The sequence below is a fragment of the Pedobacter sp. AC379 genome, assembly GCF_979258145.1.
Map to the genome: position 1 here is coordinate 2,795,995 of NZ_OZ409839.1, position 19,514 is coordinate 2,815,508.

Below are 19,514 nucleotides of genomic sequence, written 5' to 3' on the forward strand. Positions count from 1 at the left end.
TTGAATGTCAAAATATAATGATCGAATTAGATAATTATTAAATGAGAGAATGGCTGATGAGAGAATGATTGAATTTTGAATGAGAGAATGTTGAAATAATTATTGGTTAATTCAATTAGAGAATGCGCATTTTTGTTGAACGCTAACTCACTCATTTACTCATTCAAAATTCAATCATTATTTATGCTTCGCATCCACCACACTGCCATTATCTGTTCAGATTATGAAAAATCGAAAGATTTTTATGTGAATAAATTGGGTTTTACCGTTTTGGCAGAGGTTTACCGGGCTGAAAGAAAGTCGTATAAATTAGATCTTGCCGTTAATGGCGTATATCAGATCGAGTTGTTTTCTTTTGAAAACCCTCCTGCAAGGCTATCACGACCAGAAGCGCAGGGTTTGCGCCATCTGGCTTTCGAAGTTGATGACATTGAAAAGGAGATTGCACGTTTAAATGATCATGGCATTATTACCGAGCCCATCCGTATTGATGAGTTCACTGATAAGCGGTTTACTTTTTTTGCCGATCCGGATGGATTACCTTTAGAATTGTATGAAAAATAGATGAGTATTTTCAAGTTCAAACAGTTCGAAGTCGACCAAACAGGTTGTGCCATGAAAATTAACACCGATGGTGTATTGCTTGGTGCAACTGTTAACCATCCGGCTCCAAAAAACATACTCGATATTGGTACAGGCACTGGCGTAATCGCCTTAATGATGGCGCAACGTTTTCCTGATGCAAATGTACATGCTGTAGAAATTGATGGACAGGCTGCGGAAACTGCCGGAAAAAATTTTGAGTTTTCAGCCTTCAGTAATCGTTTAACGGTTAGCCATATAGCCATTGAAGAATTTGAGTGCAACCAGGAATTTGATCTTATCGTTTCCAATCCACCTTTTTTTGTAAATGATTTAAAAAACGAAGAGATTAGAAAAGGGATCGCCAGGCATGCTGATGAAGACTTTTTTGCCGTATTAATTGAAAAAGCTGTTCATTTATTGAATGATACTGGCATGATTTGGTTGATTTTACCTATAAAACAGGCTGATGAAGTGATTGTTATTGCTGCTCAATATGGTTTATCCCTAACGGAAAGAGTTAATATTCATTCCGATGAAAATAAACCCACTTTTAGGCAGATTATTTGTTTAAAAAAAGGGGAAATGATTTTAAATGAACGGCATTTTTATATTTATCAATCTTTAAAAGCTCATACAGCTGAATATAAGCTTTTGCTAAAGGATTTTTTTCTCGCTTACTAAAGAAATAGTTCAATTTAATCATTTTCTGATATTATCCTCATAATCATTTGTAATTTAGGGCAAATTATCTCACCTGAATTAAAATGAAACGTATCCTAAATGTATTCTTGCTGTGCTTTATAGCACTGTCTGCTCTTGCTCAATCAAAAAAACAAAAAACAGTTGATCCTTTAAAAGGCATTGATACTTTATTAAACCGCATATTAAAAGATCAGAAAGTGGCCGGTTTTGCGGTAGCGGTGGTAAAAGGGGATCAGGTAATTTATAGCAAAGGTTTCGGTTATCGCGATCTCGAAAATAAAAAACCGGTAACACCAAATACACTTTTCGCCATAGGCTCGAGTACGAAAGCATTTACCTCTTCACTTATTGGTTTATTGCAAAAAGAGGGGAAACTGGCTTATGATGGTATTGCAACTTCTTATTTGCCACAATTGAAATTTTATAACGACAATATGAACAACCAGATAACGGTGCGGGATATGATGTGCCACCGCACAGGTTTATCCCGTTACGATTTGTCGTGGTATATATTTAATACCGCTAACCGTGATAGCATCATCCAAAGGGTGCGTTACATGGAGCCAACTGCTGGTATCCGTGAAAAATGGCAGTATAACAACTTTATGTTTTTAGCGCAGGGTATGATTGTTGAAAAGCTGACCGGAAAAACCTGGGAACAGAATATTAAAGAGAAATTTTTTGATCCTTTGGAAATGAGCCATTCCAATACTAATATTTTCGAATTCGAGAAAGATAGCGAAGCCTCCTTGCCTTATACCGTAAATAATAAAGGTGCTATAGAAAAGACTGATTATTTTAATATTGATGGAATGGGGCCAGCGGGAAGTATTAACAGCAGTGTAACTGACATGACGCATTGGCTAAAGGTTTGGATTAGCGGCGGTACTTATAATGGGAAAGAAATTTTACCTTCATCATATATCGGGGAAGCAGCAAGTTCTCAAATGGTTAGGAGTGAAGGTTTGCCTTCAGAAGATAAAGATATATACCTGGCTACTTATGGTTTTGGTTGGATGATCAATTCTTATCGTGGTCATTACATGGTAGAGCACGGTGGCAATATTAATGGATTTTCGGCTAGTGTATCCTTTTTTCCAACCGATGAATTAGGCATTGTGGTATTAACCAATCAAAATACTTCAAGCGTTCCGGAAATTGTATACAGCAGCATTGCCGATAGGGTTTTGGGGTTGAAAAATATTGATTGGAATGGTAGAGCCAACAAAGAAAAGGCAAAGGCTAAGGAGAGAGAGAAGGCAGTAAAGAAAACGGCAGAAAATGCCCGTGTTTTAAATACAAAACCTTCGCGTCCACTTAAAGATTATGATGGTTTGTTTGATAATCCTGCCTATGGTGTAATTGATATAACTTTCAAAAATGATTCGCTTTTTGCTAGGATGGGGAAGGAGAAACTATTGTTAAGGCACTATCATTACGATGTTTTCAGTATTAGTGATATTGATAAGAACGGTAAGATTGACACTGCAGAAAGTGATTTGCGTTTTAATTTTAGCAGCGGACAGGATGGTAAAATTGAAAGTGTGAATATTCCGCTGGAACGGGGAATGAAAGCTATTGTGTTTGCTTACAAAACCAAAACAGTTGATTTAAATGCTAACGCCTTAATGAGTTATACAGGCAGTTATGGAGAAAAAGGCATGAGTAAAGTATATTTAAAAGGAAAAGTTTTATTTGTTTCGGTACCCGGGCAACCGGAGTATGAAACGATATCGATAGGAAACGACACTTTTAACTTTAAAAATTTAAAGGGATTTAGTCTCAAATTTGAAAAGAAAGCGGGGATGGAGAAGGCTTCATCAGTTTGTTTTATTCAGCCTAATGGAACGTTTAAGCAATTAAGATACGATTAAATAAGCGCATTGAATGTTGAATAATCAACTAATCGCTTAGCTGGATTCAATTGCGGGCTAGAAATAGATAGGTTTAATAAATGATAATATCCTACAATTTAAAAAAGGAGCCTGATTTAAGTTTGCGTGAAATTTAGATTTAAAAAAGTTTGCTTTCCGAATTTTATAACTCCAAATAAATAATTTTTAGCTCAGGTAAATGTGTGAAAGGTGCTGGGTGTTAACTTTACAAAATGAAAAAAATAGGATTAATTTCTGATACACATGGTTTTTTAGATGATGCGGTTTTTAAGCACTTCGATGGTGTAGATGAGATTTGGCATGCGGGCGATTTTGGCCCTGGTGTAGCAGCGCCCCTGGCTGCGTTTAAACCATTGCGTGGCGTGTTTGGAAATATAGATGATGCCGGTATTAGAAATGAATTTCCTGAACAAAATCGATTTAGTTGTGAATCTGTTGATGTTTGGATGACGCATATTGGTGGTTACCCTGGCCGATACTCTTCTTTTGTAAAGCCGGAAATATACACTAACCCTCCAAAATTATTCATCACCGGGCACTCGCATATTTTAAAGGTGATGTTTGATGAAAAAATAAAATGTTTGCATATAAACCCTGGTGCAGCCGGAAAACAAGGCTGGCACAAAGTGAGAACCTTGATTAGATTTTGCATAACTGATGAAAATATTCATACCTTAGAAGTTATAGAGTTATCGGGTAGATAATGTAAAATATACACTAAGTATGGTTTGTGGCGTTAAAACACTAGGACAATTTATTATAGAAAAACAAGCAGATTTTCCATATGCAAAAGGTGAACTTTCGAGGTTACTCAGAGATATTGGCATAGCTGCAAAAATTGTAAACCGCGAAATTAACAAAGCCGGTTTAGTTGATATTCTTGGCGATATGGGAACCACCAATATTCAGGGTGAGGAACAAAAAAAACTTGATGTATATGCAGATGAGCAGTTTATTGCTGCCTTAACCAGTGGTGGCGAATGTTGTATTGTGGCTACCGAGGAGGAAGATGAAATTATCCATATTGAATCGCCTGTATCTCAAAACGCCAAATATATTGTGTGTATCGATCCGTTGGATGGCTTTTCCAACACAGATGTAAACGTTGCGGTAGGTACAATATTTTCAATTTACAGAAGGAAATCGGTTGAGGGCAGGGCCAGTATGGAAGATGTGCTTCAAAAAGGTACAGAACAGGTTGCCGCCGGGTATATAATTTATGGTTCATCTACCATGTTGGTGTATACAACTGGTAAAGGTGTTAACGGATTTACACTCGATCCATCAATCGGGGAGTTTTGCCTTTCGCATCCACAAATGAAAATACCTGAAACAGGGTATATGTATTCGGTAAACGAGGGAAATTACGTTCACTTTCCTGATGGGGTTAAAAAGTACATTAAATATTGTCAGGTAGAAGATGAAGCCACAAAACGTCCATATACATCACGCTATATCGGTTCAATGGTTGGCGATATCCATAGAAATTTAATAAAAGGCGGGATTTATATCTATCCAACCACTTCGCGTTCTCCAAATGGAAAATTAAGGTTGCTGTATGAGTGTAACCCGATGGCATATATTATTGAGCAGGCTGGGGGAAAGGCGAGTACAGGTTTTGATCGTATACTGGATATCATTCCTACTGAATTGCACCAAAGGGTTCCTATTTTTATAGGCTCAAAAAAAATGGTCGAAAAAGCAGAGGAGATGATGATGCTTTATACGGCAAAATCAATTTCCGTTGATGCCAATGTAAACGCTAAACTGGAAGATTTAAATGTTATCGGTGGAGTTGATTAAAGTTGTGCTTTACTTCTTTCCACTTCAAAAAAGGTATCAATAGCTAAATTTTGCTTGTCTTGCGAGGCGAAAACCGCTAAACGGTCGCAACGTTCATTCTCAGGGTGGTCGTTGTGGCCTTTTATCCAAATAAACTTTACTTTGTGGAGTTTGTATAATTCAAGAAATCTAAGCCAAAGATCTTTATTTTTTTTGTCTTTAAAATTTTTAGTCACCCACCCGAAAACCCATTTTTTTTCTACGGCATCTACCACATATTTCGAATCAGAATAAACGGTTACCTGTTGATTTAGGCTTTTTAATGCTTCCAATCCTTTAATTACAGCAAGCAGTTCCATGCGGTTGTTTGTAGTCATCCTAAAACCGCCACTTAATTCTTTATAATGCTGTCCTGCCCTTAAAATAGTGCCCCAACCTCCTGGTCCAGGGTTTCCGCTAGCTGCTCCGTCTGTATAAATTTCGATCATAAACGTTGTAAAGTTATGTTTTTAGCTTCAAAATAGCTTATTTTATCTGTTAGGGAAAAAATTTTTCAATTTCAAATAATTGAATGTTAAGGAATTAAAAATTTGTAGTAAAAACTTTGAAAAAAATATTTGCAAGAGATATTAAAAGTCGTACTTTTGTGACATCAAAAAACGGTGGCTGTAGCTCAGTTGGTTAGAGTATTGGTTTGTGGTGCCGAGGGTCGTGGGTTCGAGCCCCATCAGCCACCCTGAAGTTTTAAAGCAGTTCTGAAAAGAGCTGCTTTTTTTGTTTTGTGCGCCGGGCATGGCAATCGACTATAGGGTTCAAGTCCCGAACACGCTTAGCAGTAGGAAGTGTTAGCTCGAGACAAGGGTGTCGTGGGTGACTGCGAATCTGAAGGAAGTCCGCGGCAAATATGGGGGCTTACGAACAGAAACTGTATACGAGGCGGATTTAGTCCGGGTGATGTTGCGAAACAAACAGAAGCCCAATACTGCACGGGGACTATTACGCAGATACAGAGGCCACATCCATAGGAAGTAGATTGTCTTACCCCGGGAGATCTGAATGAGTTCTGTCAATTGTAAGCGCGATTACAGGAGAAGAAACATTTGGCAGAGATGTTAAATGCCTCAATCAGAAGTCAGCAGCGGTCGTAGTACTGCATTTTTCGGATGCAGAAAGGACCAAATGTTAGGATGGCAAAGGAAACAGGAAGTTTATGGCAGAGCGTTTACAGCGGAACCACATTAGAGAACTGCTTATATGAGGGTAGGACGGAATCCGAGAGTAAATTATAAGAGGAGCTGAGCCGAGCCGTGCAACCAATGTACACAATGCCTGGGAAGGAGTTTTTTTTTAGTATTATGCTTGAAGAAATATTAGACATCCGAAATGTACAAAGAGCCTTTAGGCAGGTTACTGCCAATAAGGGTGCTGGTGGTATTGATGGTATGCAGACCGATGAACTTCGCGACTACCTGAATGCTAACTGGCAGGCATTACGGAGTGATATTTTATCAGGCCATTACCGACCGAACGCTGTAAGAAAGGTAGAGATACCCAAAGGCAGTGGTGGTAAGAGGATGCTTGGCATCCCAACGGTCATTGACCGGTTGATCCAGCAGGCCATCTCTCAATGGCTGAGCCCCAAGTACGAGGGCGACTTTTCCTCTGATAGTTATGGTTTCCGGCCAGATCGCAATGCCCATCAGGCAGTGTTAAAGGCTCAGGAATATCTTAACACAGGTTACACCTGGATTGTGGAACTTGACCTGGACAAATTTTTTGACCGGGTAAACCATGATAAACTTATGCATCTGCTGTCAGTAAAGATAAAGGATAAGCGGACATTGAAGCTTATTCGTCTTTATTTGAGTGTGGGGATCATGGAGAATGGATTGGTCAGCCCAAGAAAAGAAGGAACGCCACAAGGCAGTCCATTAAGTCCGTTACTATCAAATGTTATCCTTCACGAACTCGATGTTAAGCTCGAGGAGCGTGGGCACAGGTTCGTGCGATATGCTGATGATTGCAGTATCTATCTAAGAAGCAGGAAATCAGGACACCGGGTAATGAGAAGTATTTCAGTATATCTGGAAGACTGCCTGAAACTGAAGGTTAACAGGGAGAAAAGTAAGGTTAGCAGGCCAAGCCAAAGTAGTCTGCTCGGGTTTTCATTCTATGGTAGCAAAGAGGGATGGAAGATGCGAATTTCATCCAAATCTCTAAGAGCGATCAAGGAGAAAATCCGGGAGCAAACTAAACGTAGCCAACCAGTTCCATTCCAAGAAAGAATATTAACGCTTAAGGAAATCATTCATGGTTGGGTTAATTATTTCTCTATTGCAGAAGCAAAGAGTCATATGACCAGACTGGACGAGTTGATGAGGACCAGACTGCGGATTGTTCTTTGGAAGCAATGGAAGAGTATAACGGGTAGAGCGCGGAATTTAATGAAGATGGGGTTGGTAAAATCAAGGGCCTATCAATTGGCCAATACCCGTAAGGGGTACTGTAGGACTGCAAACAGCCCGATATTACTTACAACCCTTGACAAGAAGTTCTTTTTGAGGCATGGACTTGATGGATTTACCAATTATTACTATTGGAAAACGACACACCAAACGAAGTTATTCTAACAAACCGCCGTATACCGAACGGTACGTACGGTGGTGTGAGGAGACAGCAGGGAAACTAATTCCCTGCTTCTTACTCGATTGGAGTAAATTTGGACACATTTTGGATCAAGCGGAAAAGTTGGGATCAAGCGGAAAAGTTGGGGGGAGTTAAACTTTAGGCATATATTTTCGATAATCTGAATAAGAAGAACTTAATATCCCTTACACCTCTCGATGTTGCTCTAAAGGCTTTGATCTTGGCATTGAAAGATTCTGCAGAAGCATTTGTAGCCCTGTTAATAAAGAAGTTAAGGATATACAGGTAATGCGATTGAATTGATCTGGCAACAGTCCTAAAGGAATCAATTCCGCATGCTTCGACCTTATTATACCAGATTGCCAATCTTTTAAAGGCCTGTTCCTTACTTTTGCACAACCTGAATATATCTCCCAATTTTTGGGCAATATTATATGCATTCTTTAATTTGGGATACCTTTCGAAAAGTAGCTCTGCTCTAAGTTCTTGATTCCGTGTCCATTTTGAGGGATGTTTAAACAAAAGATACCTGCTCCGCGCCAGCAATTGCTTTAAAGTATCTCCATTAGCCAACACTTCTGGATGGTAAGCAGTTTTGTTCTTTTTTGCCGTTGCGATGTCCTCATTTTCTGCATCGATAGCCTCCCAACGATACTTTATCCTAACTTCCTGAACTGCATCATAAGCCAATTTCTGAACATGGAAACGATCAATTACCCGATGCGCGTTTACAAAACATCGTTTTATGGCCAATTGCATGTTGGCAGCCATATCCATGGTTACTTCCCGCACCCGTTTTCTCAGTCTTTCCGGAATCTTTTTCAGTATAGATATAATGTTTTCGGCCACCGTACCCTTGATCATGGATCAAGCGGAAAAGTTGGGGGTAATCGAATAATTTGTTTCTTTTGTAGTTAATAGTAATTACAAATTCCCTTGAATCCAGCCGAACACACCCTTATCAGTTTTTTATTACCAGAAGGCATTCTGGATTATTTCGCAATACTCAAAGTCGAAAAAGAGTCGAAAGAGCTTCAGATCTTTCTTGAAGAGAAGAATGTAGCTCCCTCCGGTTACGGGATAACTGAGCTCGAATCAAAGGGCTTTCTTCCAGAAGTTTCCATTCAGGATTTTCCTATTCGTGGGCAAAAAGTTGCCTTACGTATCAAGAGACGTAGATGGACGGTAAAAAAGACTGGGTATATCATTAGTAGAGATTGGGATTTAGTAAGAAAAGGGACTCGGATGACTACGGAATTCGGTCTTTTTTTAAAAGGAATATTTGGATAACCACCCCATTAGCTGCTATCATTTAGGGCATTATTTCCAAATAGACGGCAAACAACTCCAGGAGCAATATAAAGAGCATATCAGTGATTATAATAGTTGGGATCAGAAAGGGCATGCGAATGATTGGATGCTTTTTGTAAAGAATGTGAGCCCCAGGCTCAGTATTGATGAAACAGCTTTATCCAATGGAGAGCTTTATACTATTGTAACCAATAAGGAAGCCAAAGGTAGAAAGAGTGCTATTGTAGCGATGATCAAGGGTACGGTGGCCGAAAACATTATATCTGTACTGAAAAAGATTCCGGAAAGACTGAGAAAACGGGTGCGGGAAGTAACCATGGATATGGCTGCCAACATGCAATTGGCCATAAAACGATGTTTTGTAAACGCGCATCGGGTAATTGATCGTTTCCATGTTCAGAAATTGGCTTATGATGCAGTTCAGGAAGTTAGGATAAAGTATCGTTGGGAGGCTATCGATGCAGAAAATGAGGATATCGCAACGGCAAAAAAGAACAAAACTGCTTACCATCCAGAAGTGTTGGCTAATGGAGATACTTTAAAGCAATTGCTGGCGCGGAGCAGGTATCTTTTGTTTAAACACCCCTCAAAATGGACACGGAATCAAGAACTTAGAGCAGAGCTACTTTTCATAAGGTATCCCAAATTAAAGAATGCATATAATATTGCCCAAAAATTGGGAGATATATTCAGGTTGTGCAAAAGTAAGGAACAGGCCTTTAAAAGATTGGCAATCTGGTATAATGAGGTCGAAGCATGCGGAATTGATTCCTTTAGGACTGTTGCCAGATCAATTCAATCGCATTACCTGTATATCCTTAACTTCTTTATTAACAGGGCTACAAATGCTTCTGCAGAATCTTTCAATGCAAAGATCAAAGCCTTTAGAGCAACATCGAGAGGTGTAAGGGATATTAAGTTTTTCTTATTCAGATTATCGAAAATATATGCCTAGAGTTTAACTCCCCCAACTTTTCCGCTTGATCCTTGATCATCGCTACAATAGCACCCTTTCTACCTTTGGCTTCCTTATTGGTTACAATAGTATAAAGCTCTCCATTGGATAAAGCTGTTTCATCAATACTGAGCCTGGGGCTCACATTCTTTACAAAAAGCATCCAATCATCCGCATGCCCTTTCTGATCCCAACTACTATAATCACTGATGTGCTCTTTATATTGCTCCTGGAGTTGTTTGCCGTCTATTTGGAAATAATGCCCTAAATGATAGCAGCTAATGGGGTGGTTATCCAAATATTCCTTTTAAAAAAAGACCGAATTCCGTAGTCATCCGAGTCCCTTTTATTACTAAATCCCAATCTCTACCAATGATATCCCCAGTCTTTTTTACCGTCCATCTACGTCTCTTGATACGTAAGGCAACTTTTTGCCCACGAATAGGAAAATCCTGAATGGAAACTTCTGGAAGAAAGCCCTTTGATTCGAGCTCAGTTATCCCGTAACCAGAGGGAGCTATATTCTTCTCTTCAAGAAAGATCTGAAGCTCTTTCGACTCTTTTTCGACTTTGAGTATTTCGAAATAATCCAGAATGCCTTCTGGTAATAAAAAACTGATAAGGGTTTGTTCGGCTGGATTCAAGGGAATTTGTAATTACTATTAACTACAAAAGAAACAAATTATTCGATTACCCCCAACTTTTCCGCTTGATCCCACATTTTTCACCGAAAAAAGGGCTATGGTTCGAATTACTCACCGTTAATGACCCCATAAGTTTTAAAGCAGTCCTTAAAAGCTTTTTTTAAGGTAGAAATAAAACTTGCTTAAATCGTCGGATAATTTAACCCTTCCTTTGCTTTTACCATTTGATAAAATGGTTCAGTTATACTTTAGCTAACTTTGTGGATGGATAAGTTGATCGAATATATTTTACAGTTCGGAAATTTAAATTCTCAGCAAATTATGTTGGTTACCAACAAAGAAGTAATGTTGGATAGAAATAGTTACTTTTCAGAAGCAGGAAAAATTCCTATGCAAGATTGATTTGTATTAGAAGGTGTGGTTAGGGGCTGCTATTATAGTAACATAGGTGAGGAAATAACCCGATGTTTCATTAGCGAAAATAACCTTGTGGTTGATTAAGTCGGATAAGAAAGAACATACGCTAACGCTTTTTACCATTTGGTAAAGGTAATCATGTAAATACAGTGCAATTTTGTGTTTATAAATTAAAAAACAATCATTAAGACAGCATTAATTAGCGGTGCCAATAAAGGCATAGGATATAGTCTTTTCGTAAACGCTGGATTTAGTGCTCGATTTTTTAAATAGAACTAATTACGCTATATACTATCTTTACATCATGGAAGCGATGATAAATCTTATCCTGCAATTTGGCGACCTGAACAAACAGCAGATCGAATTCTTACTAAGCAAGGCAGAAATGCTCGAATTAAAAAAGCACGAATACCTGTCGGAAGCCGGAAAGATTCCCCGTTATGTGGCGTTCGTGGTTGAAGGTGTGTTCCGCTTTTGTTATTATAACAACAAGAGTGAAGAGATCACCAATTATTTTGTAGACGAATGCAATTTTGTAGTTGATAACGAAAAGTTCGAATCGCAAATCGCAGCTTCTGAATATGTGCAGGCCGTTACCGACTGCAAAGTTCTTGTTTTTAATAAAAAGAATTGGGACGAGATATCCAACACCATTGTGGGATGGGAAATGATGAAGGCAAAGATGGTCAAAAAATGCCTTACCCTGGCCATGGAGCGGCGCAGTCCACTCATATCAGAAGATGCCACTACCCGTTACCTAACTTTTATTAAAGCTTTTCCCAACATCATTAACCGCATCCCGCTTTCCTACGTGGCCTCCTACCTTGGCGTCACCCAGCAATCATTAAGCAGAATACGCCGTAGTATTCATTAACTGCTTTTTTTACCATTTGGTAAATGTTCTTGTAGTGCTATTTTCAATATTTGCATAGTCATTAAATAATATAAAGATGAGCAAAAAAATTGTACTGATAACAGGAACAAATAGTGGTTTTGGCTGGCTTACCGCACACAGCGTAGCTGCCTTAGGACATCAAGTGTACGCTACGATGCGCGACACAAAAGGCCGTAATGCCGATAAAGCGGCTGCCCTTGCGGCCTTAGAGAACGTAACGGTTTTGGATGTTACCCTGACTGATGATGAAAGCGTGAAGCATGCCGTTGACCTTATTCTGGAGAAAGAAGGAACCATTGATGTGCTGGTAAACAATGCCGGATACAGCATGAGTGGTGTAGCAGAGAGCTTTACCACGGCCGATGTGCATACTACATTTGATATTAACGTTTATGCCCCGTGGCGATTGATGAAACAGGTGCTGCCCGCCATGCGTAAGCAGGCTGATGGACTGATTATTAACGTAACCAGCGGCTTTGGAAGGGTATCGTTTCCATTCGCCACTATATATGCAGCCTCTAAATTTGCGCTGGAGGGAATAAGCGAAGGCCTGCATTACGAGGTAAAGCGTTTAGGTATTGATGTGGTTGTTGTAGAGCCGGGTGCTTTCCCTACCGAAATGCAGCAAAAAAACAACCCTGCATCCGATCAGGGTGTATTTGAGGGATATGGAGCTATTGCTGATATTCCCAACAAAATGTTTGCTGCATTAGGTGGAGAAATGCACGCTAAGAATCCTAACCCGCAGGATGTTGCTGATGCCATTGTAAAACTTATTGCCACTTCAAAAGGTTCCAGGCCGTTACGCACAGTGGTTGATCCCATAACCGGTCAATACATTGAAGCTGCCAACCAAAGCATAGCCGAACAGTTTGCCAAAGGGCTAACAGTATTCGGAATGGGCGAACTATTGTAGTTTTAACAGCAGTAACCGGAACGGCAGTGGCATAAAGCTACTGCCGTTTTTGTTTGTAGCTATTTCAGCATTGTAGGCAATACTTATAAAAAGCCTTCACCAAAGCACCTTTCCAAAGCACAGCGCGGCATACGGGTAAAACCCTTTTGCTGATAAAATCCCACCTTCGCAGTATAGTCAGCACAGTACCCCCTTCCGCAATGCTTGTTAACAATAATTTGATAACAAAATGGAAATTTCTTTCAAATTGAAAACTTAAGGCAGATTTTCACAGTTGTTATATAAACAATATTTATGAACATTGGAATAATTGCGCATCTTAAACATCCGATAAAAAAGCCCTTTATGGGAGGTCTGGAGGCTTTTACCTATGATATTACCCAACGATTGATTGCCAAAGGACATACCGTCACTTTATATGCCAGTGAGTTGTCAGACCCAGAATTGAACATTCATGTTATTTTTAGCGATATGGATTACGATCGCGAAACGTTCAGCAGATTTCGTTCGCACGAGTTAAGCGAAGATTTCATATCTACCCACCATGCCTATCTGGAGCTGATGCAGGATATCGATAGTAAAGATCATGACATTATATTCAATAATAGTTTAAACTACGTTCCCATAACCATGAGCACTATTATTAATACGCCCATGGTTACCGTTCTGCACACTCCGCCTATCTTCGAATTGAAAAGGGCAATGTCGCATGAGCGGAAGAGTGGCAAAATGCGCTACGTAAGTGTGTCATATTCAAATGAAATAGCCTGGCGTCCATACTTAAATTATTGTGATGTAATTACTAATGGGGTTGATTTGCAGTCTTGGAAATATGTTGAGCAGCCTTTAGGTAAATATGTAATTTGGTTTGGACGGATCCATCCTGATAAGGGTACGCATATTGCTATTCAGGCGGCCAAATTAGCCGGTTACAAAATCAAAATAGCAGGAAGTATAGCAGATCACCACTATTATAATACTTACGTATTGCCCTTACTGGATGAGGGGGTAGAACTTTTAAAAAACCGTTCTCATAAGGAGTTAAGTGATTTGGTTGGAAATGCGCTATGCGCGGTTATCACACCTTGTTGGGAAGAGCCTTTTGGTTTAGTAGTTGCTGAAAGCCTTGCCTGTGGAACGCCCATTGCAGGAATATCGAAAGGTGCATTGCCATTTTTAGTCAATAACGAAACTGGAAGCCTAACCAGCAGTGCCGACCCTATTGAATTGGCTAAATGCATTGAAAACGCCGTAGGCTTAAATAGAAGGAAATGCAGGGAACATGCAGAAAAATCTCTTAACATCGATCATATGGTAAATGCATATGAGCGTATTTTGATGGATACAATTGATCAGAAAAAGAATGTCCCAGCCATGTAATATTGCTTTTTATGTCCATCATCATGGTTCAGGTCACATCATGCGGACATTAGCCATAGCAAAGGCATTATCCAACTGCATGGTAACTTTGTTAGGAAGCGACCTGGAAAATTATATGCACATAATTCCATCACATTATAAAGTGATACACTTACCTATGGATACCCCAAGTAGCAATGATTTATATGTGGGTAACAATCTTCCTGCAGGGTTGCATTATGCTCCATTGAATATTGAGGGGCAGCGAAAGAGGGTAAATATCTTGACACATCTTTTTTCTACGGTTTTTCCGCTGCTTCTGGTAGTGGATGTTTCAGTGGAAATTGCTATGCTAGCCACGCTCTCAGGAGTTCCGTTCATTGTTGTAAAACAACATGGAGACCGGATAGATTTGCCTCATATCCATGCCTATAGCAATGCTGTAGGTGTACTTGCACCATATCCCAAAACGATGAGTGGGAACGACATTAAATGGATTATAGAGAAGACTTTTTTTGCCGGCGGCATATCGCGCTTTGAAGTACGGGAAGATGCCGCTGAACCAAGGGAAAAGCAAGTAGCAATAGTTGTGGGCCAGGGTGGTACGAGCATTAACATTCCGTTAATTGAGCATATCGCAAATTGCTGCCCAGATTGGTGCTTACAAGTACTCGGTGAGGTAAAAAACCCAAATAACACATATGAAAATATTTGTTACCATGGTAAAGTATCGCATCCCGACGGTATTATGGAAAAGTGCTGTATCGTTATTGGCAATGCCGGACATAACACGGTTATGGAGGTAGCTGCTTTAGGAAAAAGGTTTATCACTATTCCTGAGGATCGTCCATTTAATGAGCAAGTGGTAAAAGCCCGTGTACTGCATGAGCTTGGATTAGCCAGAATAATATCCCCCCAGGATTTATGCATTACGAGCTGGCGGGGAATCTTTGAAAATATGGTTACGGTAAAACCGGTTTGGAAAGGAATAATCTCAAATAAAGCCACCACGCTTGCCGCTGAATACTTAAAAAGTATCTACAACACTGTTTTTAAAACATCAAGTGTGCTTTAGCGCATCCTCTATCTGCTTGCCTGTGGGATATTTTAAAATTTGCAATTTTCCATTTTCAAATTCAGTAAAGCCCATGGCACAAAATTTATCAAGCCAACCCTGCATTGGCCACATCCCCCATTTAACGTTAAAAAGACTGGCGTTTTTTACTACATCATTTAAATGATTCAATGGTGGATCGTAACTGGGATGATATTGATGATAAGCTGTTGCATCGATAGTATGGTGGTTAATTCCCTGTGCTTTTGCAGAAAATGCAAAGTCAGTGTCTTCGGCACCATAACCAACGAAATTTTCATCGAAACCACCAATTTTGGAGTAAACATTTTTTGAACAACCAAAATTTATAGACCAGAATAAATGGTACGGGTATTGGTCAAGATTACCACGAATAGGATCAATGGTAGATACCTCATGCATTCGATCTAATAAATCAGGCCTGTCCATAGCAGACCTTGAAAGATATTCTATCCTTCCCGATAGTAGCGAATCTTGCTCGGAAAATGAATTTTCATATACCTGAACAAAATTAGTGGAAGGGATACAGTCTGCATCCAAAAATATCATTTGATCATATACTGCTTTTGACGCAGCAAAGTTTCTTGCAGAAGCTAAAGGTATTGGTTCTTCAGAAGAAAATTTATATTCTTTAATGGGGAAAAGGGAATCCGCTAAACCATAAATTTCTTCATTCATATGAACAATTATAAGCTCACCAGGGAGTTTGATTCCATTACACAACCCAGCAATCAGATTCAATATAGCAGTTTTGCGATTGCGCACAATGGTAAGGATGGAAATGTTCATAGTTTGCTAACCTTTTTTATTGCAAATAGTTTTATAGCCAAAACAGAAACAGAATTTGTACGCTATTAAGGCAGGGTCGTTATCATGTATGATTCCACAACCTGGATAGTTAATGAGAATCGAAAAATGCTTGATTATTAAATCCCTTCAATCTTCTTGCCCACATCTTTTCTGAAAGATTTTGCATAATAAATTATTCGTCCATCAAAAAGGCTTTGTAATTCAGGTGTTGTTCCGAATCAATTCTTAATTAAAATTATTTAAGTTTCACACTTGCACCAAGTAACGTTAATTTGATAGCATGTTTTTTCAGCTTTTTTATTGTTTTTCGCTGTGCATTTAACACATAAATCGATTTATGTTTATTGAAAATTACTACATTAGTATTCAATAATTTAAAATACTAACCAGATAGAGGAGATGAAAAATACCGGTTTACCTTTTATGTGCCTAATAATCCTGTTTCAGTTGATTTGTTGTAAACCTGTGTTTTCCCAAACAGGGAAGCTGCCCACTAAATGGACAGGGGAAGCAATGAAGGCATCAAATCCATTTCATGATTATCCACGTCCACAGTTGGTACGCACAGAATGGAAATCTTTGAACGGCAAATGGGATTATATTGGTGGAAAGGATAAACCGCGGGCTTTAAATCCGCAAATGCCAGCGTCATTTGCCTCAAAACACGAACAGATTCTTGTTCCTTATTCCCCAGAATCAGTTATTTCCGGTATTGAACGGAATCAGGAGATCAATATGTGGTACCGGAAGCATTTTGACATCCCGCAGAGTTGGAAGGGGAAAAATGTTCGGATCAATTTCGAGGCGGTCGATCATGACGCGACTGTTTTTGTAAACGGAAAAAAGGCTGGTTCACATTCGGGTGGTTACGATTCCTTTTCATTTGATGTTACTTCATTTTTGAAAGCAGGAACAAATGAGGTGATTGTTGCGGCCCACGATTTAAATGACGGCAGAATGCCTTCAGGAAAAAACGGGCCAAGAGGTGATTATACCTTCAGCTCGGGGATTTGGCAGAGTGTTTGGCTCGAGCCGGTTGGTGCAAATTTTATTAAAAACATCAGGTTATTGCCAGATCTGGAAAATAGCAGGTTAAAAATAACAGTAGATGGAGGTTCCTCTCTCATCTCCGCAGTAGCACTTGATGGCAATAAGGTCGTATCAAAAGTAGAGGCAAGCGCTGCAAAGGAATTTTATCTTCCCATAACTTCTCCCAAACTTTGGAGCCCGGATGATCCTTTTTTATACGATCTGAAAATTACGCTTAAGGATTCCAAAGGAAAAATTGTTGATGAAATTAGCAGTTACTTCGGAATGCGTGAAATCAGTTTGGGCAAGGTAGAAGGAGTGGTAAGGCCGTTGCTGAACGGAAAATTTATTATGCAGGTTGGTCTTCTGGATCAGGGGTATTGGCCTGACGGGATTCTGACGGCACCTGGCGAGGATGCGCTGAAATCTGATATCGAATTTACAAAGAAAGCTGGCTTCAATCTCATCCGCAAGCACATGAAAACGGAACCCAAGCGCTTTTATTATTGGGCGGATAAGCTGGGGATGCTATTGTGGCAGGATATGCCGGCAATCTGGTACCAGAACGAAGACACGGCAAGGGTACGGCCGGCTTTCAGGCGTGAGCTAAAGGCCATCATGGATGATCATTATAATGCTCCTTCAGTGATTACCTGGGTTCCATTTAATGAAAACTGGGGTGCTTTTGATGTACGGGAAATTACAGATTGGGTAAAAAAATATGATCCTTCAAGATTGGTGAATGGAAATTCGGGCTTTAACAACAATCCCGGTTATCAAAAGGCGGCCGGTGATCCGGGTAACGGAGATTTTGTAGACACACATATCTATGTAGGTCCTTACGAGGCTTCAATGCCTGATGGCAAAAGAGCGGCTTCTCTTGGCGAGTTTGGGGGAGTGGGCCTTTTTGTGAGGGATCATATGTGGCCTGTAGAAAATAATGCTTACGCTTATGAACCGACTGTTTCTGCGCTGACTGACAGGTATCTACTTTTAATGAGTCAGGTAGAGCAGCTAATGAAGTACAAAGGACTAAGTGTTGCAGTTTATACCCAAACCACTGATGTGGAGCATGAAGTGAACGGGTTGTTGACCTATGACCGGGCAGTTGAAAAAATGGATGTTAAAAAGATAAGTGAAATCAATAAGGCGTTAATTGCTGAAGGGCTAAAAATAGGTAATCCACTAAAGAAAAAATAACATTTGTAACGTTGGTTTGATTATTTGTATTTGAAGATAATATGAAAACTCAAACCAGTAAAACAACCGAAGGCGCAAATTAAGTTTTTAGCCTTATTTGCGCCAACAGTTGATAGATTGATTATGGCAGTAGGGTATCTTTTATGTTCTCAATCAATCCTTTATCAGCACCAGTCATTTGCTGCTGCTGTGCATAACCTTTCACATCCGGAATACCCAAATCCGGAATGGGGGCACCAGGCTGTGCCGTAATTACATGAAACTCACCTTTTCCATCAATTGATGGCCCGCTTGCCCATCGGCCTTGTGATGCTCCCGGATTTTCAATATTTGTTGATACAAAAGCATAGTCAAATCCAGGAACATGGTTTTCTCTTGGGAAAGTATTCGGAATAGGCAAATTTTCACTTACACCACCTAAATCTTCCAGTACAGCAAGCCATTGATTTTGGTGCATAGCATCTCTGGTAATCAGAAAAGACAGCATATCTTTCATTCCTGAATCATCGGTCAGTTCATAGAGTCTGGTTGCTAAAACTCTTCCTGTTGATTCGGCCATCACGTTAGCATACATATCTGCTGCAATATTTCCGCTTCCTACCACTCATGATCCGTTGAAAGGTACACCGTTGCTATCTACAGCCATTGCGGCTAAGCCTGAAGATAATACCTGCCTTGGATCCATACCGCCCAGGATGTTGCTAACAAGAGGATTTTCTCAGGCAATTTTATCTTTCAGCTCATTGGTAGCACCATCCAGATTCAATGCTACAGCGGTGCAGAGCATTTCGATGTGAGAGATTTCCTCTGTACCGGTATCTAAAAGCATGTCCCTGTATTTATTTGGACCGCGGTTTCCCCATGCCTGAAACAGGTATTGCAGGCAAACCCTGATTTCTCCCTCAATGCCGCCGATAGCTTGCTGTAGTAATTTCGCAAATGCAGGATTGGGTTTATCTACCCTAACTTTGTACTACAGGTTGTTGTCGTGATAAAACATAGATTTTAAAATTTAGTTATAATTATTTAGTGATTTTAACTTGTTTTACTGCTGCATTACATCATTTAACCTTTAACAAGCATGCATTTTGGGGCATGGTACAATAAAATTATCCGCTTGCTTTTGATTAAATGCGTAAGCAACTAAAATTTAAACCCTATAAAAGCATGAAAAGTTGCCGGCGTAAATACCTGTTTTGCAAAGCGATCTACGTGTTTATGCCGAAAAAAACACCGGATGTTTCTTCGGTATTGATCATCAGGAATGGATTAAAT

19 protein-coding genes, 1 tRNA gene and 1 pseudogene are annotated in these 19,514 nt (G+C 39.7%); 15 read left to right on the plus strand and 6 right to left on the minus strand.

Translation table 11 applies throughout. The features are described 5' to 3' along the window. The first annotated feature begins 183 nt into the window (after positions 1-183). The 5 genes from gloA2 to fbp all read left to right on the plus strand — a co-directional run bounded on the left by gloA2 (position 184) and on the right by fbp (position 4,985). The gene (gene gloA2, locus ACZZZW_RS12540) at positions 184-564 is read left to right on the plus strand and encodes an SMU1112c/YaeR family gloxylase I-like metalloprotein (RefSeq protein WP_463493793.1); all 381 of its coding nucleotides are present in this window, start codon (positions 184-186) and stop codon (positions 562-564) included. Then, the gene (locus ACZZZW_RS12545) at positions 565-1,266 is read left to right on the plus strand and encodes a tRNA1(Val) (adenine(37)-N6)-methyltransferase (protein ID WP_055910661.1); all 702 of its coding nucleotides are present in this window, start codon (positions 565-567) and stop codon (positions 1,264-1,266) included. A gap of 83 nt (positions 1,267-1,349) precedes the next feature. Continuing rightward, positions 1,350-3,161, plus strand: coding sequence for a serine hydrolase (locus tag ACZZZW_RS12550; RefSeq protein ID WP_463493795.1), 1,812 nt, complete (start codon positions 1,350-1,352; stop codon positions 3,159-3,161). Between the two features lie 233 nt (positions 3,162-3,394). Further along, positions 3,395-3,886, plus strand: coding sequence for a metallophosphoesterase family protein (locus ACZZZW_RS12555; protein WP_055910655.1), 492 nt, complete (start codon positions 3,395-3,397; stop codon positions 3,884-3,886). Positions 3,887-3,905: 19 nt separating this feature from the next. Next, on the plus strand, positions 3,906-4,985 hold the full coding sequence (gene fbp / locus ACZZZW_RS12560) for a class 1 fructose-bisphosphatase (protein ID WP_463493797.1): 1,080 nt from the start codon (positions 3,906-3,908) through the stop codon (positions 4,983-4,985). Here fbp and rnhA read toward each other — a convergent pair. Next, the gene (rnhA, locus tag ACZZZW_RS12565) at positions 4,982-5,452 is read right to left on the minus strand and encodes a ribonuclease HI (RefSeq protein ID WP_055910649.1); all 471 of its coding nucleotides are present in this window, start codon (positions 5,450-5,452) and stop codon (positions 4,982-4,984) included. The genes fbp and rnhA overlap by 4 nt on opposite strands. Before the next feature lie 174 nt (positions 5,453-5,626). Between rnhA and ACZZZW_RS12570 the strand changes: the two genes are divergently transcribed. Together ACZZZW_RS12570 and ltrA are read left to right on the plus strand one after the other, a co-directional pair. Further along, positions 5,627-5,700: transfer RNA gene (locus ACZZZW_RS12570), tRNA-His, on the plus strand. A 619-nt stretch (positions 5,701-6,319) separates the two neighbouring features. After that, on the plus strand, positions 6,320-7,594 hold the full coding sequence (gene ltrA, locus ACZZZW_RS12575) for a group II intron reverse transcriptase/maturase (protein ID WP_463492318.1): 1,275 nt from the start codon (positions 6,320-6,322) through the stop codon (positions 7,592-7,594). 154 nt (positions 7,595-7,748) lie between these two features. Here the strand turns inward: ltrA and ACZZZW_RS12580 are convergent, their stop codons facing one another. After that, a complete protein-coding gene (locus ACZZZW_RS12580; RefSeq protein WP_463493800.1) occupies positions 7,749-8,474 on the minus strand; it encodes an ISAon1 family transposase in 726 nt (241 codons plus the stop codon). Between the two features lie 72 nt (positions 8,475-8,546). Here ACZZZW_RS12580 and ACZZZW_RS12585 point away from each other — a divergent pair, with 72 nt between their 5' ends. Further along, positions 8,547-8,900, plus strand: coding sequence for an ISAon1 family transposase N-terminal region protein (locus ACZZZW_RS12585; RefSeq protein WP_463492336.1), 354 nt, complete (start codon positions 8,547-8,549; stop codon positions 8,898-8,900). Beyond that, on the plus strand, positions 8,893-9,876 hold the full coding sequence (locus ACZZZW_RS12590) for an ISAon1 family transposase (protein WP_463492337.1): 984 nt from the start codon (positions 8,893-8,895) through the stop codon (positions 9,874-9,876). The genes ACZZZW_RS12585 and ACZZZW_RS12590 overlap by 8 nt, the downstream gene beginning before the upstream one ends. Here ACZZZW_RS12590 and ACZZZW_RS12595 read toward each other — a convergent pair. Together ACZZZW_RS12595 and ACZZZW_RS12600 are read right to left on the minus strand one after the other, a co-directional pair. Further along, entirely contained in the window at positions 9,851-10,174 is a 324-nt protein-coding gene (locus ACZZZW_RS12595) for a hypothetical protein (protein WP_463493802.1), read from the minus strand. The genes ACZZZW_RS12590 and ACZZZW_RS12595 overlap by 26 nt on opposite strands. Next, positions 10,167-10,520 (minus strand): ISAon1 family transposase N-terminal region protein, encoded by a 354-nt coding sequence (locus ACZZZW_RS12600; RefSeq protein WP_463493804.1) that lies wholly within the window; start codon positions 10,518-10,520, stop codon positions 10,167-10,169. The genes ACZZZW_RS12595 and ACZZZW_RS12600 overlap by 8 nt, the downstream gene beginning before the upstream one ends. Positions 10,521-11,241: 721 nt before the next feature. Between ACZZZW_RS12600 and ACZZZW_RS12605 the strand changes: the two genes are divergently transcribed. From ACZZZW_RS12605 to ACZZZW_RS12620, 4 genes are all read left to right on the plus strand, one after another. Further along, positions 11,242-11,811 carry a Crp/Fnr family transcriptional regulator gene (locus tag ACZZZW_RS12605; RefSeq protein WP_055904397.1) on the plus strand — a complete coding sequence of 190 codons (570 nt, stop codon included), beginning with the start codon at positions 11,242-11,244 and terminating at the stop codon, positions 11,809-11,811. A gap of 76 nt (positions 11,812-11,887) precedes the next feature. Continuing rightward, on the plus strand, positions 11,888-12,748 hold the full coding sequence (locus tag ACZZZW_RS12610) for an SDR family oxidoreductase (protein WP_055904399.1): 861 nt from the start codon (positions 11,888-11,890) through the stop codon (positions 12,746-12,748). A gap of 294 nt (positions 12,749-13,042) precedes the next feature. Further along, positions 13,043-14,128 carry a glycosyltransferase gene (locus ACZZZW_RS12615; protein WP_055904402.1) on the plus strand — a complete coding sequence of 362 codons (1,086 nt, stop codon included), beginning with the start codon at positions 13,043-13,045 and terminating at the stop codon, positions 14,126-14,128. A 79-nt stretch (positions 14,129-14,207) separates the two neighbouring features. Next, positions 14,208-15,182 (plus strand): glycosyltransferase, encoded by a 975-nt coding sequence (locus ACZZZW_RS12620; RefSeq protein WP_463493807.1) that lies wholly within the window; start codon positions 14,208-14,210, stop codon positions 15,180-15,182. Here the strand turns inward: ACZZZW_RS12620 and ACZZZW_RS12625 are convergent. Continuing rightward, entirely contained in the window at positions 15,168-15,965 is a 798-nt protein-coding gene (locus ACZZZW_RS12625; RefSeq protein WP_235526003.1) for a glycosyltransferase family 2 protein, read from the minus strand. The genes ACZZZW_RS12620 and ACZZZW_RS12625 overlap by 15 nt on opposite strands. On the opposite strand from ACZZZW_RS12625, the gene ACZZZW_RS12630 reads away from it, so the two are divergent. Together ACZZZW_RS12630 and ACZZZW_RS12635 are read left to right on the plus strand one after the other, a co-directional pair. Continuing rightward, complete coding sequence (locus ACZZZW_RS12630) at positions 15,879-16,058, plus strand: hypothetical protein (protein ID WP_235526004.1); 180 nt, start codon at positions 15,879-15,881, stop codon at positions 16,056-16,058. The two genes, ACZZZW_RS12625 and ACZZZW_RS12630, sit on opposite strands and share 87 nt — an antisense overlap. Positions 16,059-16,523: 465 nt before the next feature. Then, the gene (locus ACZZZW_RS12635) at positions 16,524-18,239 is read left to right on the plus strand and encodes a glycoside hydrolase family 2 protein (protein ID WP_463493809.1); all 1,716 of its coding nucleotides are present in this window, start codon (positions 16,524-16,526) and stop codon (positions 18,237-18,239) included. A 121-nt stretch (positions 18,240-18,360) separates the two neighbouring features. Here ACZZZW_RS12635 and ACZZZW_RS12640 read toward each other — a convergent pair. Next, positions 18,361-19,200 (minus strand): annotated as a pseudogene (locus tag ACZZZW_RS12640) (manganese catalase family protein); the annotation flags it as partial. Positions 19,201-19,514 lie beyond the last annotated feature (314 nt).

Bases quoted from the DNA above. Each gene is read 5' to 3' on its own strand.
- gloA2 (WP_463493793.1), top strand. From the start codon at position 184: ATGCTTCGCATCCACCACACTGCCATTATCTGTTCAGATTATGAAAAA.
- ACZZZW_RS12545 (WP_055910661.1), top strand. From the start codon at position 565: ATGAGTATTTTCAAGTTCAAACAGTTCGAAGTCGACCAAACAGGTTGT.
- ACZZZW_RS12550 (WP_463493795.1), top strand. From the start codon at position 1,350: ATGAAACGTATCCTAAATGTATTCTTGCTGTGCTTTATAGCACTGTCT.
- ACZZZW_RS12555 (WP_055910655.1), top strand. From the start codon at position 3,395: ATGAAAAAAATAGGATTAATTTCTGATACACATGGTTTTTTAGATGAT.
- fbp (WP_463493797.1), top strand. From the start codon at position 3,906: ATGGTTTGTGGCGTTAAAACACTAGGACAATTTATTATAGAAAAACAA.
- rnhA (WP_055910649.1), bottom strand. From the start codon at position 5,452: ATGATCGAAATTTATACAGACGGAGCAGCTAGCGGAAACCCTGGACCA.
- ltrA (WP_463492318.1), top strand. From the start codon at position 6,320: ATGCTTGAAGAAATATTAGACATCCGAAATGTACAAAGAGCCTTTAGG.
- ACZZZW_RS12580 (WP_463493800.1), bottom strand. From the start codon at position 8,474: ATGATCAAGGGTACGGTGGCCGAAAACATTATATCTATACTGAAAAAG.
- ACZZZW_RS12605 (WP_055904397.1), top strand. From the start codon at position 11,242: ATGGAAGCGATGATAAATCTTATCCTGCAATTTGGCGACCTGAACAAA.
- ACZZZW_RS12610 (WP_055904399.1), top strand. From the start codon at position 11,888: ATGAGCAAAAAAATTGTACTGATAACAGGAACAAATAGTGGTTTTGGC.
- ACZZZW_RS12615 (WP_055904402.1), top strand. From the start codon at position 13,043: ATGAACATTGGAATAATTGCGCATCTTAAACATCCGATAAAAAAGCCC.
- ACZZZW_RS12620 (WP_463493807.1), top strand. From the start codon at position 14,208: ATGGTAACTTTGTTAGGAAGCGACCTGGAAAATTATATGCACATAATT.
- ACZZZW_RS12630 (WP_235526004.1), top strand. From the start codon at position 15,879: ATGAACAATTATAAGCTCACCAGGGAGTTTGATTCCATTACACAACCC.
- ACZZZW_RS12635 (WP_463493809.1), top strand. From the start codon at position 16,524: ATGAAGGCATCAAATCCATTTCATGATTATCCACGTCCACAGTTGGTA.